This is a genomic window from Photobacterium makurazakiensis (assembly GCF_050336715.1).
Lineage (GTDB): Bacteria > Pseudomonadota > Gammaproteobacteria > Enterobacterales > Vibrionaceae > Photobacterium > Photobacterium makurazakiensis.
In genome coordinates this window covers 135,079-148,250 of the sequence record NZ_JAKJSJ010000010.1, presented here as the reverse complement: position 1 = coordinate 148,250, position 13,172 = coordinate 135,079, and the positions used below count along the sequence as shown (strand labels likewise).

The window sequence follows — 13,172 nt, the reverse complement described above, 5'->3', positions numbered from 1 at the left end:
AGAATAACAAATGAAGCAATACGGTTTTTTCGTAGACTCAGCGAAGTGTACTGGCTGTAAAACCTGCTCGGTAAGCTGTAAGGATGAAAAGGATCAAGATATTGGTCCTAAATTCCGTCGCGTGTACGAATACGGTGGCGGTATCTGGAAGAAAGATGGCAATACTTGGACTCAAGATGTTTTCAACTATTACCTGTCTATTTCATGTAACCATTGTGACAACCCAACCTGTGTTGAAGGCTGTCCAACGGGGGCGATGCATAAACGTAAGGAAGATGGCCTTGTGGTCGTCAACCAAGATGCGTGTGTGGGTTGTCGTTACTGTGAAATGCGCTGTCCGTATGGCGCACCGCAGTTCGATGCCGAGAAGAAGGTGATGTCTAAGTGTGATGGTTGCTTTGAGCGTGTCGCAGAAGGCAAGAAGCCAGTATGTGTAGACTCATGTCCACAGCGCGCACTGGACTTCGATGAAATTCAGGTGCTGCGTGAACGCCATGGCCAGCAAAATGCCTTTGCTCCACTACCCGATCCAGGTCTGACTCAACCGAACTTGATCGTTAAACCACACTCTGATTCTCGCCCTAGCGGCGATGAAACAGGTGCAGTGCAAAACCCGGCGGAGGTATAAACAATGCATGAATTACCATTAGTTTTCTTTACGGTATTTGGTCAAGCCGCTGCCGGTATTTTTGTTTTATCTTTACTGGCGCACACAACAAAGCAAATTGACGCAGAGCAGCTCAAAAAAGCCAATCTTGTCGCTGCCATTTTACTGGTTATCGGCTCTGCAATTGGCGGTTTACACATGGGCCAACCACTGCGTGCTTTTAACTTACTCTTCGGCTTAGGCCGTTCACCAATGAGTAACGAAATCGTACTGAGTGGCTTGTTCATGGCCAGTGCCGCAGCGACTGTTGCACTCAGCTACTTACCAGGAAAAGAAACCCTGCATAAATTCAGCAATCAACTGGCCGTTGTTAGTGGGCTACTTTTTGCGGGTTCTATTCCTCAGGTTTATCAACTCACCACCGTTGCGAGCTGGGATACCGCCCATACCACACTACAAATGTGGCTATCGGTATTGGTGATCGGCGGTGCTTTCTCGTTAATGCTCGGTGCACATAAACTTGGCGTTGCAACATTAACGATTGGCGCTTTAATCTCATTGTTCGCTAAACCAGACTACATTGGTTTTGTGACGAAAGTTGTGCCTGATTTGGCCGTACAACAATATGGCCTTTGGGGTATGCAAGCCGCAGCGTTATTGATTGCAGTCGCGATTGGTGGCTATGCCTTAACTCAAAAAACGGTTGCAAAACCCTTGTTGATGACAGGTGCAGGTGTGGTATTGGCAGGCGAATTAATCGGACGTATCGCCTTCTACAATTTGTGGGCTATCTCAATGTAATATCATTGCCCGGCGTTAAGCCGGGCAATCAAGCAGACACATGACACAACAAATCCGTTCAGGAGAAAATAGGATGATAACCGTTGTACCGAGAATCTTAGGTTTTCTCTTTTACTATTCCCCCTCGCACCCAGCAATGGCAAACATTCTTCCCGCAATTTCAGAGCTGACTGACTTTTTTGAAGACGCACAGCAAGAGAACATTCGGCAACACATTGCGCCCATTAACATCGATGACAGATCATTGCTTGAGCATGATTACAGTACGCTCTTTGAAGGTATCGGAGAAATGCCAGCACCACCTTGGGGCTCGGTGTATCTTGAGCCTGAAAATATCGTGATGGGGGCAACCACGTTACGTTACCGTCAGTTTCTTAACCAACATGCTATAGCGCTCAACACCGAGATGAATGAGCCTGATGATCAGTTTGGTTTAATGCTTCTGGCTTTCGTGGAAATGTTGGAATCAGAGAAATACGACGCGGCAGCAGAATTACTGCAAGTACATCTACTGCCATGGGGAGACCGGTATCTACAGGCCGTACAAGAGACAGAAAAACTCTCGTCTTTTTACCCGCAACTCGCGAAAGTGGCTCAGGTTTATTTAGCGGATATTGCCAAGTTATTTGAGGTTACACCGGCTAAAAGCCAGCTATACCGATAACGGCAGCGCTAATCACAGCAAATAATCGCTCGGTTTTCTATATTCCGAGCGATCATTTCAAGTCGACATCACGACGTTTGTATACGTCGCTTTAATTGGCAGATCGTTTCATGGTTTCGATCCGCCTCAACACAAACACTCACCAAATCATCAATAAAATGCACTAAGGCACGCTGTTCAATCTGTTTGATTTTTTGCTGCTGATCGGCTGTTAACATGTGGTACATCGATGCGGCACCGAAGTCACCAAAGATGATATTGGCAGCGTCATCAAACAAGGTGTTATGTGCATATAAATCACCATGGCACACTTGGTTGTCATGCAAATGGGCAAACACCTCTTCCATTTGAGCCACCATTTTCTCGATTTGATCGGCCTTCAGAGCAAAACCGGTAGGAAAAGTATCGCGAGTACAGGTCTCGAAATTTGGCGGTAAACCCAAATTTTTGTAGTGCTGAGGGATCAAATTCATGAGCAAGGCGCGATAGCCAGCTTCATCAACCTGTGCCAGCGATTGAACCAAGCTCGGATGATTCCCCACTTTCAAACACGCCTGTAATTCATCTTCAGGGTAGCCATCGCTCGTCACTTCGCCTTTGAACACCTTCACTGCGATATCATCAGGGAAGGCGGCTTGAGCTTGATGCCAAGTTGCCTTTGAAATAACGCCGGATGCACCTTGTCCAAGTACATCACCAAGCTTGAAACTCGAAGCAGACACTGTCGGGACAGACTGAATATTCACATGTTCCTGGCAGAATGGATTACCCGCAAAAGCAAACCAAGCCAGTTTCGGTAATCCCAGCAATTGCTCTGGGCAGTCAGTCAGCCTGTTCGCGGATATCCGCAGCAACTCAAGGTTTTCTAGTTTACTCATAGTCTGCGGCAGCGACGTTAAACAATTCCCCGCCAATGCCAGCTTTTGTAGACGTGTTCTGTCACCCAACGAATCCGGTAACACTTCGATTCTATTGTCAGTCAGTATTAACCAACGTAGCTTTAGAGGCAGTGAACCTTCCGGTACTTGGTTGATATGGTTTGATTTGAAACCAATCATTTCCAGCTCTGGGCACTGACCAAGGACTACAGGTAGCGTGTCAAATAGGTTATTTGATGCAAAAAGGATCTTTAATTTTTTGAGTTGACTCAGTTCTTCTGGAAGTGCGCTTAATTGATTATCCGATAAATCCAAGATCTCCAAGCTGTCAGCCAACGATAAAATTTCCAAAGGAAACGTTGTCAGGTTTTCTGATAATTTTAAACGTTTGATACCTGTCAGTTCGCCAGATTTAAGCTGAAAAAGTGTCTGCACAATGATGGATCCATGGTTAAAGGGGGAATCGAAAGCGGCGGCTAGTGTACTCGAAAGCGAAGCCTGATTAAAAGGTACGCCGTGTCTGGATCACACTCTTGCGTCTCTCAGTGGGATAAGTCAGTATTAGGCACATAACTAGATAACAACAAAGACTGTATCTTTGATAGCGATAACGTCACTTTTATGCTTTTCAAACACATGTCTTATCAGCACTTTAAGGACAATTACAAGATGACGACTAATACCGTTGCCTATGGAATTAAAAACTGCGACACCGTAAAGAAAATGAAGAAGTGGATGGAGGCTGAAAATATTCAATTTAGTTTCCATGACTACCGCGTAAACGGTTTAGATCGTGACATGCTCGTCCAGTTCGAAGCACAGCTTGGCTGGGAAGCCATGGTAAACAAACGCGGCACCACGTATCGCCAATTAAGCGATGAGCAAAAAGCGGGTCTTAACCAAGAAACCGCTATTGAGCTAATGCTGGAGTTTCCAGCCATGATCAAACGCCCGCTGCTGGTACATAACGACAGCTACCACCTTGGCTTTAAGCCTGCCCAATACCAACAAATTTTCCAAACTAGCTAATGAAGGATACAAGGATGTCAGATAGCCCAGTCATCGCGCTTGCGAAAGATTTTATCAGCCGCCAATCAGTAACCCCAGAAGATGCCGGCTGCCAAGACGTGATGATTGCACGCCTAGAGCAGCTTGGTTTTACCATTGAAACCATGGTGTTTGAAGATACAACCAACCTATGGGCACGTCGCGGTACAGAAGCCCCACTGTTTGTATTTGCAGGCCATACCGATGTGGTACCAGCAGGATCGCTCCAGCAGTGGCATACGTCGCCTTTTGAACCGACCATTATCGATGGTTACCTTCATGGCCGTGGCGCTGCCGATATGAAAGGATCACTCGCCTGCATCATTGTTGCGGTTGAACGTTTCCTCGCAGAGCACCCTGATCATAACGGCTCAATTGCCTTGTTGATCACCTCTGATGAAGAAGGCCCATTCATTAATGGTACGACCCGTGTGATTGACACCCTTGAAGCACGTAACGAAAAAATCGACATGTGTATTGTCGGTGAACCATCAAGTACCCATGCTGTTGGTGATGTGGTGAAAAATGGACGTCGTGGTTCAATTACTGGTGATGTTAATATCAAAGGGATTCAAGGCCACGTTGCTTACCCTCACCTTGCGGAAAACCCAGTACACCGTGCTATGCCTGCATTGGCAGAGCTAGCCGCAACAACATGGGATAACGGCAATGCCTACTTCCCACCCACCAGCTTCCAGATCGCAAATTTATCTGCTGGAACAGGCGCTTCAAATGTGATCCCTGGGGAGTTCCATGTTCAGTTCAACTTCCGTTTTAGCACTGAATTAACCGCTGACGATATTAAGCGAAAAGTGCATTCAGTTCTTGATGCTCACGGGCTAGACTATGATCTAACGTGGACATTCAGTGGGCATCCATTCCTTACTGACGAAGGTACACTGCTGGCTGCAGTGGTAGAGGCAATTGAAGAAGTTAACCATAAGAAGCCTGAGCTGCTCACTACTGGAGGGACGTCTGATGGACGCTTCATCGCTCGTACTGGTGCTCAAGTTATCGAACTAGGTCCTGTCAATGCCACTATCCATAAAGTCAACGAGTGTGTAAAAGTTGCTGACTTAGAGAAGCTCACCGACATGTATCAGAAAGTGTTGGAAAAAGCCCTTTGATTGAACATTCAATCAACCATGGATACTAACCATCTTCATGATTAAACACCCAACGAATGTCCGGCAGCATACTGCCGGACAACTTACCGGACAACTTACCGGACAACTTGACACTCACTTGGTGCCATTTGGGCAACATTTCGTGCACCAGCAAGCAGCTCCAGCCTTGCAGGCGTTAAAAAATGCCGCGCTCAAAGCTGGATTTGATCTTCAACTAGCCAGCGCTTTTCGCCCTTTTGAACGGCAACTATTGATTTGGAATGCGAAGTTTTCCGGCCAACGGCCGCTACTCGATAGTAACAGTCAACCATTAGATCCAAGCGCGTTAAGTGAACTCGATAAAATTCACGCCATTATGCGTTGGTCAGCCTTACCCGGAGGCAGCCGCCACCATTGGGGCACCGACGTTGATGTCTACGCGGCCAATTGCCTGCCTAATGGTACCCAGTTACAGCTTGAACCTTGGGAGTATCAAGGCCAAGGGCATCAGGCTGAATTCAGTCTTTGGTTAACAGAAACCATGCCTGAATACGGCTTCTACCTCCCCTATCGTGAAGACCGAAATGGGGTTGCCGTTGAGCCGTGGCACATAAGCTACAGTCCAGTAAGCAATATACTGCTTCATCAATTCACTTCTGACATGCTCAAGCGCACACTTAGCAAGGCCGACATAGAAGGAAAGTCGCAGATATTGATAAACCTTGATAGTCTTTATAGTAAGTACATAGAGAATATCTGTGAGGTGTAAATGGAATGGCTACTAAACCCGTGGGTAATCAGCATCGTCATCGTTAGTGTGGTGGTCAGTAATATTGCGGCTTTGAAGTACACCGCTAACATGAAATTTGGCGTTAAGGATAAGGCTGAATACATGCAAAACAAGCAATCGCGTGAACAAGAGCTTGATGAGCTAATACATAAACAAGCCATCAACGACCGCAAGAAAAAAGAAAATGAAGACAAGGCATAAAAAAACGGGAACTCGAGGTTCCCGTTTTCTTAATGGTTAGTTCTAAGCCAGAGTTTACGCGAGCAAAGAAATAGCTATCAAGAACGTGAGAGATAGTCTGCGATACCCACCCACTTATAACTCGTCAGCTCTTCCAAGCCCATAGGTCCGCGTGCATGTAGCTTTTGGGTTGATACCGCAACTTCAGCCCCTAACCCAAACTGCGCACCATCAGTAAAACGCGTTGACGCGTTAACATATACAGCAGCTGAGCCTGCTGCGTTAACAAAACGCTCGGCAGCTTGCAGGTTATCGGTCATGATAGCATCTGAGTGGCTAGCATTATGCTTACGCATATGAGCAACGGCGTCTTCGACTCCACTAACGACTTTGATGCCTAGGGTGTAGCTTAGCCATTCGGTATCAAAATCACCATCGACTGCTTTACGCAGGCTTGCTGCTTTACCTTCAAGCAAGGCGTACGCCGCATCATCGGCAACTAAGTCAACCTTACTGCTATTCATTCGTTCTGCAAGGCGAGCAAGGAATGCTTCAGCAACTGGTTCATCCACGAGTAAAGTATCAAGTGCATTACAAGCCGAAGGTCGCTGCACTTTGGCATTTTCTACCACATCAAGCGAACGTGAAAGATCTGCTGAAGCATCGACATACACATGGCTGATACCAAAACCACCGATGATCACTGGAATAGTACTGTTCTCTTTACACATTTTATGTAAACCAGCACCACCGCGCGGGATGATCATATCAACATACTGATCCATTTTCAGTAACTGAGAAACCAAGTCGCGATCCGGCTTTTCGATATATTGTACTGATGCTGCTGGTAACCCTGCTTTCTCCAGTGCCACTTGGATCACTTTTACCAATTCCATGTTTGAATGGAAGGTCTCACGCCCACCACGCAGAATACTTGCGTTGCCCGTTTTCAAGCACAGTGCTGCGATATCAATGGTGACGTTTGGTCGAGCTTCGTAAATCACCCCAACAACACCTAACGGTACACGGCGTCGGCTTAAGCGCATCCCGTTTTCTAATACTTTACTATCTAGCTCTGCACCAACTGGATCATTCAAGCTGATCACGTTACGTACATCGTTAGCAATACCACTTAAACGCTCGGCATTAAGCAATAAGCGATCAATCAACGCATCAGTCATGCCTGATTCGCGAGCGGCTGCAATATCTTTTGCGTTTGCAGCAAGAATCGTGTCTTGGTTCGCTTCTAGCTCATCGGCGATAATCGCCAATGCTTGATTTTTCTGTTTCGTTGCTGCGGTTGCCAATTCAAACGCGGCCTGTTGCGCCTGCTGGCCCATCAGTTCAAGATTCATTTTCTATTCCTTTAATTCGATTGATTATCACGTTTAAATCACAACAAGATCGTCGCGGTGCACAGCGACTGGACCATACTCATAACCCAACACCTGATGGATATCTTGACTATGTTTACCGGCAATTTTAGCCAGATCATAACTAGAATAACGGCTGATCCCACGTGCTAGTAGCTCGCCTTTCGCATTAAAGATACGAGCCACTTCACCACGCTCAAAATCACCGTCTACACGAGCAATCCCTTTTGACAGCAAACTACTGCCCCGCTGCTGAACAGCCATTGCGGCACCATCATCAATCACAATATCACCCGCTGGTGGGGGCCCGGCTAAAATCCAACGCTTACGGCTTTCTAACGGCGACTCTAACGGCAAGAAACGTGTACCAACAGACTCACCTTTAACCAGATCAGCAATCACATCGGTACGGCTACCCGCCGCAATAATGACTTCAATCCCTGCACGGCGAGCAACATCTGCAGCTTGTAATTTGGTTGCCATCCCCCCCGTGCCTAAACCACCGGCACTACCGCCAGCTAATTTACGTAAGGTTTCATCAATAGTATGAACCTCACGAATAAGCTCGGCATCTGGGTTATTACGCGGATCGGCAGTAAATAAGCCGGGTTGATCGGTCAGTAAAAGCAGTTTATCAGCGCTCGCTAAAATGCCAACTAGCGCAGACAAATTGTCGTTGTCGCCCACTTTAATTTCTGTGGTTGCCACAGCATCGTTTTCATTTACAACGGGAATAATGCCATTATCAAGCAGCGCAACAATCATATCGCGCGCATTAAGGTAGCGCTCACGATCATCCAAATCTGCGCGAGTTAGCAGCATTTGTCCAACATGCAGATTATAGATGCCGAATAGGCTTTCCCATTCTTGGATCAATCGGCTTTGACCCACAGCAGCCAACAGTTGTTTACTTGCCATGTTTTTGGGCAGTTCGGGGTAACCTAAATGTTCACGTCCGGCGGCAATTGCGCCTGACGTTACAATAATCACTTTATGCCCCTGACGGCGAAGCAAGGCGCACTGCCTTACAAGCTCAACCATGTGTGCGCGATCAAGTTGAAGTGTGCCACCCGTTAAAACGCTGGTGCCGAGCTTCACAACAATCGTTTGTTGATCAGGGGAGGATTGCTTGACCGCTTGACTGCGTTGCTCTGATTGAGCGTTATCTGCTGCCAAGCCTGTCGTTTGTACATTTAGGGAGTTGGTATCTGCCATTGGGATCAAACAATAAATAAGAAGTAGAGCATTGTTGTATCAATACACTTATAAAATCACAAGAAAAATGCGCCTTTAAGGCGCATTTTTCATCATAAGTTTATTCTAAACCCACTTAAGCCGCACTTCCCAGTACTGCTTCCTTAAGTGTTTTAGATGCACTTAGTGTCAATTCAAACTCTTTTTCCAATAGACCCGTCAATTTAGGGTAAAAGTCATCAAGCGTTTGCTGTACAGCTTGAACATGTTTAGCAGGTACCGCTTCTTTTTTCCATTCTCCTTTAGCATCAAAGCGGCCAAAGTAGTATTGGTATTCAAACCCAGTCTCTGTTGCGTCAAGTTCTAGCCACCAGCCCCAGAATTCACGCTCTTCTGGTGCTTTTTTAGCACTAATGCAACTAGAGAGGCAGTCAAAAAAGAAATGGCCTTCAGACGAATGCTGCTGACGCAAATATGGACCAATGGCCGTCAGTTTTGTCATGAGGCGGCCATGAGGAGGAAAAGTTGTTGGCGTTGTCATAGTATATCTCCATCCCTAGCAATAACTGTGAAGCAAACATGCTGGCAAAATGCTGGCACCTACTTTACGCGTAAGTACCATTTAAGCTATAAATCGCTGCCATGGCAACAATTTATTTACATTTGCCATCTCAATTCTCGTTATTAGCAGGTTGGAAACGCTATGCCAGCTTTTCTTTCAACCAATCCACTACTGCTTCCATCGAACGGTGATAACCATCATGAAGTGGCTTTTCTGGCAAGATCAGCGCTTTACCACCTCGACTCGACATTGCAATTAATTGGTTATCCATCTCAGTACTAACCGGATCGCCTTTTAGGCAGATACCCAACATTGGAACATCGACCTTACGCCTGCCCAGTAATCCTTGTAGTTTCAACGACCATGCCGGCAAATGAGACATTAAGCTGGCTTTAGATACCCCGTGCTTACCCATTCGAGAAGCGATCATATCAAGGTACATGCGGGGTAACGCATCAAGCCGCTTGGGCTCGGTAAGTAAGCTATTGACGACACCACCAACACTGATGCAGGTTTTCAACCGTGACGGCTCAAGAAAACCTAATCGAATCGCGGCATTACCGCCAAAACGGAACCCCAACATCGCAACACGATTATGATCAACCCAAGGCACGTCTTTTACCTGTTGTAACAAGGCTTGATGCAAACGGCTGGTATCTTCATTTAAAGACCATGGGGCACTATGCCCAACCGATGGCATATCCAGCGTGATCATGGCAAATCCTGCAGGGCCGAGGTAATCATGATACAAACGCCATAAATCAGATTGCAGCGTATCTAATCCACCGCTCACAATAACGGTGGGTAATAATTTATCAGTACGAGGTAAGTGAATAAAAGCTTGAAAGGTTTTGTTTTCGTATTTCACATCAATAGTGCGCATTTGATGCGGCATACCTTCCATTGCTTCGCGGTAAGTCTGGTTGGCTTGAAGTTCAGCTTGAGCTGCCAGATCATCACCTTTAATGTGCGGGTAAGCGGCAATACTATAATACATACTGGCTTTTAGTAGGCTCTCTGCCGCTTTGGCTTTATCACCCGATTCCAATAAAGCGCGCCCCACCTTTTGATAAGCAGCGCCAGAAGAACACCATTCATATACCCAGTTTCCTGGTTTATAGCCAATAACGGTATCAAGCAAGTCATCACGGGTGCGAGCTGCATCGGAGTGCGCCATTCGCGAAAAAATGGCTTCCATTTCTATCGGATCAATCCCCTGCCATGCCCATTGAGGCCGGCGTAAGACACGATACCAACCCGTTTCGCTATCCCCATCAAGCGCATTATGGACAGGCTTATCGACGATATTCGCTAGCTTAACCAAGCTTGAGGTTTCTTTTGAGGTCTGCCTTGGGGCAAACAGCTTTTCAGATAGATTCTGTTTAGAGGTGTCAGACACGGTAAGCTCCACTGATTAATAACATGGACAGATTTATAAACGAGTGAAGCACATTACATAGCGATGTTGCGACACTAAAAAGGCATCTGTACATTGATCGCCAAAATACATAAACGATAGTATCTTGGGTTGAATATCAAAAGTATACCACTCAATAGGGTGCTCTTGAGATATCTCAATCAAAGAGTCAAATCGCAGACAAAAAAAAGGAGCCTAATGCTCCTTTTTTTTCAGTGACCGTAGTTGCTAGAATTACTTCTTCGCAATTGGATCAACGTATGTAATCGCCATATCCCAAGGCTGCTCAATCCAAGTATCTTGAGCAATATCGACAACGTAGTCGTCAACAAGATGCTTACCAGCAGGTTTAGCACATACTGTCACGAATTTTGCCTTCGGGTACATCTGGCGAATCAACTCAGCAGTACCGCCAGTATCGACTAGATCATCGATTACAATGAAACCTTCACCGTCACCGTCTACTTTCTTTAAAACTTGCATTTCGCGCTGATGATCGTGGTCGTAGCTTGAGATACAAACCGTATCAACATAACGAATACCAAGTTCACGAGCCAAGATTGCAGATGGAACTAAACCACCACGGCTAACGGCAATAATACCTTTCCATTGATCGGCAGGAAGAAGTTTTTCTGCTAGCTGGCGGGTATACATTTGCATGTTGTCCCAAGTGATGATGAACTTATTACTCATATCCGATGAACCTCTGAGTCAGCGATATAGCCGCTGGATGTATTTATAAACTGTTATAGGAAAATAATTTTAGCAATAAATAGGGCTGAAATAACCCAAACGCTAATATTAACATCTCTTCCCTTGCCGCTCATTACTTTGACAGCAGCATAGGTAATAAAGCCAAGGCCAATGCCTTCAGCAATAGAATATGTTAACGGCATCAGTAGGCAAACTACAACTACTGGTGCTGCTTCTGTTAGGTCGCGCCAATCTATGCTGACCAATCCTGACATCATCAAGATAGCAACATAAAACAAAGCACCAGCGGTTGCATATGCTGGAACCATACCTGCAAGAGGTGCAAAGAATAAAGCAAGCAGGAACAATACGCCAACAGTAACTGCAGTTAATCCTGTTCGACCACCGACAGCGACACCTGAAACACTTTCAACAAATGATGTCGTGTTCGATGTGCCCAATACTGCACCCACTGATGTTGCAGTACTGTCAGCAAGCAGTGCGCGGTTAAGACGTGGAAGCTTACCGTCTTTGTCCATTAGGTTGGCTTTATTCGCAACACCGACCAAGGTACCTGCGGTGTCGAACAAATCGACAAACAAGAAAGCAAAAACAACTGAGATTAAGCCAACTTCAAGTGCACCTGAGAAGTCCATTTGCATAAATGTCGGCGCAATACTTGGTGGCATAGACACGATACCGCCATATTGGATGTCACCAAACAGGATGCCAAGCACGGTTACCGCTAAAATTGCAATCAATACTGCCGCTTTATAACCACGGTGAACCAGCGCAATAGTTAGGAAAAAGCCCAACGCAGCCATTGCCGCAGGGAAGCTTGTGAAATCCCCCACTTGAACCAATGTGGCAGGGTTTGCGACAACAATGCCAGAACTCTGTAAGCCAATGAATGCAAGGAATAAGCCGATACCCGCAGAAATGCCGGTGCGAAGTGACAGTGGTATCGCATTGATGATCCACTCTCGCACGCGAAGGATGCTTAATAGAATAAAGCATAAGCCCGAAAGGAATACCGCAGCCAGTGCTACCTGCCACGTATGCCCCATACCGAGTACAACGCCATAGGTGAAGAATGCATTCAAGCCCATACCTGGCGCTTGGGCAACTGGGTAGTTAGCCACAAAACCCATGATGAAACAGCCAACAACTGCCGCTAAACACGTTGCAACAAATACTGCACCCGCATCCATCCCTGTTGCCGACAACATTGTCGGGTTAACGAAGATGATATATGCCATGGTTAGAAAGGTCGTTAAACCAGCCAACAGCTCTGTACGAACATCCGTACCGTGCTCTTTCAGTTTGAATAATTTCTCAAGCATTGCTCTCGATTCCTTGGAGATCTTAACCAACAGTTAAATCAAACCCTGTTTCAGTGAATACTCTGCAGTCACACTCAACAAGGTTCGTAAAAAGTAAAATAGAAAACGTTTGCGCCCTATTTTTGGAGGCGATTATAGGCATGTTACCCACCGATTTCCAGCAAATAACGCAATTATCACTAGTACATTATTACAACCGGATAAAAAACCAACCAATGCATCGTTCACTAAATAATAAGTTATTCAAAATCAATGAATTAACATCTCATTATCATGGTTATTTTTTAACCTAATAATATTTTTTACTGCCACGCAATCGTTTAATATGCACTAAGTTAATATTGAATTTAGCCACTCGAACAGAATGTAATGGAATACACCGAAAAGGATAAGAATTAGGTAAGAGTGAATTTGAATTTTAAGATCAAGCAGATAAAAAAACGCCACTTCAAATGGAAGCGGCGTTAAGAATGTCACTATAACCCAAAGGGGGTTATAAAAATTCTCAAATAAGGGG

Annotated in this window: 14 protein-coding genes; 7 read left to right on the top strand and 7 right to left on the bottom strand. The window is 45.7% G+C overall.

The genetic code is table 11. The features are described 5' to 3' along the window. Positions 1 to 10: 10 nt before the first annotated feature. The 3 genes from L4D09_RS03135 to L4D09_RS03125 are packed head-to-tail and all read left to right on the top strand — an operon-like array spanning position 11 to position 2,072. Complete coding sequence (locus L4D09_RS03135) at positions 11 to 628, top strand: DMSO/selenate family reductase complex B subunit (RefSeq protein ID WP_428456033.1); 618 nt, start codon at positions 11 to 13, stop codon at positions 626 to 628. A gap of 3 nt (positions 629 to 631) precedes the next feature. After that, positions 632 to 1,408 carry a dimethyl sulfoxide reductase anchor subunit family protein gene (locus tag L4D09_RS03130; RefSeq protein WP_428456032.1) on the top strand — a complete coding sequence of 259 codons (777 nt, stop codon included), beginning with the start codon at positions 632 to 634 and terminating at the stop codon, positions 1,406 to 1,408. Between the two features lie 40 nt (positions 1,409 to 1,448). Continuing rightward, the gene (locus tag L4D09_RS03125) at positions 1,449 to 2,072 is read left to right on the top strand and encodes a molecular chaperone TorD family protein (RefSeq protein WP_428456031.1); all 624 of its coding nucleotides are present in this window, start codon (positions 1,449 to 1,451) and stop codon (positions 2,070 to 2,072) included. Positions 2,073 to 2,140: 68 nt separating this feature from the next. On the opposite strand, the gene L4D09_RS03120 is transcribed toward L4D09_RS03125, so the two are convergent. Then, on the bottom strand, positions 2,141 to 3,385 hold the full coding sequence (locus L4D09_RS03120) for a leucine-rich repeat-containing protein kinase family protein (RefSeq protein ID WP_428456030.1): 1,245 nt from the start codon (positions 3,383 to 3,385) through the stop codon (positions 2,141 to 2,143). Between the two features lie 234 nt (positions 3,386 to 3,619). Here L4D09_RS03120 and L4D09_RS03115 point away from each other — a divergent pair, with 234 nt between their 5' ends. The 4 genes from L4D09_RS03115 to L4D09_RS03100 are packed head-to-tail and all read left to right on the top strand — an operon-like array spanning position 3,620 to position 6,094. After that, positions 3,620 to 3,979: an ArsC family reductase gene (locus tag L4D09_RS03115; RefSeq protein WP_428456029.1), complete on the top strand. Its 360-nt coding sequence runs from the start codon at positions 3,620 to 3,622 to the stop codon at positions 3,977 to 3,979. A gap of 14 nt (positions 3,980 to 3,993) precedes the next feature. Next, positions 3,994 to 5,124: a succinyl-diaminopimelate desuccinylase gene (gene dapE / locus L4D09_RS03110; protein WP_428456028.1), complete on the top strand. Its 1,131-nt coding sequence runs from the start codon at positions 3,994 to 3,996 to the stop codon at positions 5,122 to 5,124. A 37-nt stretch (positions 5,125 to 5,161) separates the two neighbouring features. Next, positions 5,162 to 5,872, top strand: coding sequence for a M15 family metallopeptidase (locus L4D09_RS03105; RefSeq protein ID WP_428456027.1), 711 nt, complete (start codon positions 5,162 to 5,164; stop codon positions 5,870 to 5,872). Further along, entirely contained in the window at positions 5,873 to 6,094 is a 222-nt protein-coding gene (locus L4D09_RS03100; protein ID WP_428456026.1) for a DUF2897 family protein, read from the top strand. Between the two features lie 77 nt (positions 6,095 to 6,171). Here the strand turns inward: L4D09_RS03100 and L4D09_RS03095 are convergent, their stop codons facing one another. The 6 genes from L4D09_RS03095 to L4D09_RS03070 all read right to left on the bottom strand — a co-directional run bounded on the left by L4D09_RS03095 (position 6,172) and on the right by L4D09_RS03070 (position 12,655). Then, the gene (locus L4D09_RS03095) at positions 6,172 to 7,428 is read right to left on the bottom strand and encodes a glutamate-5-semialdehyde dehydrogenase (protein ID WP_428456025.1); all 1,257 of its coding nucleotides are present in this window, start codon (positions 7,426 to 7,428) and stop codon (positions 6,172 to 6,174) included. Positions 7,429 to 7,461: 33 nt separating this feature from the next. Further along, positions 7,462 to 8,661, bottom strand: a complete 1,200-nt coding sequence (proB, locus tag L4D09_RS03090) for a glutamate 5-kinase (protein WP_428456024.1) — start codon at positions 8,659 to 8,661, stop codon at positions 7,462 to 7,464. A gap of 115 nt (positions 8,662 to 8,776) precedes the next feature. Further along, positions 8,777 to 9,181 carry a sigma factor-binding protein Crl gene (gene crl, locus L4D09_RS03085; protein WP_428456023.1) on the bottom strand — a complete coding sequence of 135 codons (405 nt, stop codon included), beginning with the start codon at positions 9,179 to 9,181 and terminating at the stop codon, positions 8,777 to 8,779. 160 nt (positions 9,182 to 9,341) lie between these two features. Next, positions 9,342 to 10,601, bottom strand: a complete 1,260-nt coding sequence (gene frsA, locus L4D09_RS03080) for an esterase FrsA (RefSeq protein ID WP_428456022.1) — start codon at positions 10,599 to 10,601, stop codon at positions 9,342 to 9,344. 252 nt (positions 10,602 to 10,853) lie between these two features. Beyond that, positions 10,854 to 11,312: a xanthine phosphoribosyltransferase gene (gpt, locus tag L4D09_RS03075; RefSeq protein WP_428456021.1), complete on the bottom strand. Its 459-nt coding sequence runs from the start codon at positions 11,310 to 11,312 to the stop codon at positions 10,854 to 10,856. Positions 11,313 to 11,365: 53 nt separating this feature from the next. Next, on the bottom strand, positions 11,366 to 12,655 hold the full coding sequence (locus tag L4D09_RS03070) for an NCS2 family permease (RefSeq protein WP_428456020.1): 1,290 nt from the start codon (positions 12,653 to 12,655) through the stop codon (positions 11,366 to 11,368). Positions 12,656 to 13,172 lie beyond the last annotated feature (517 nt).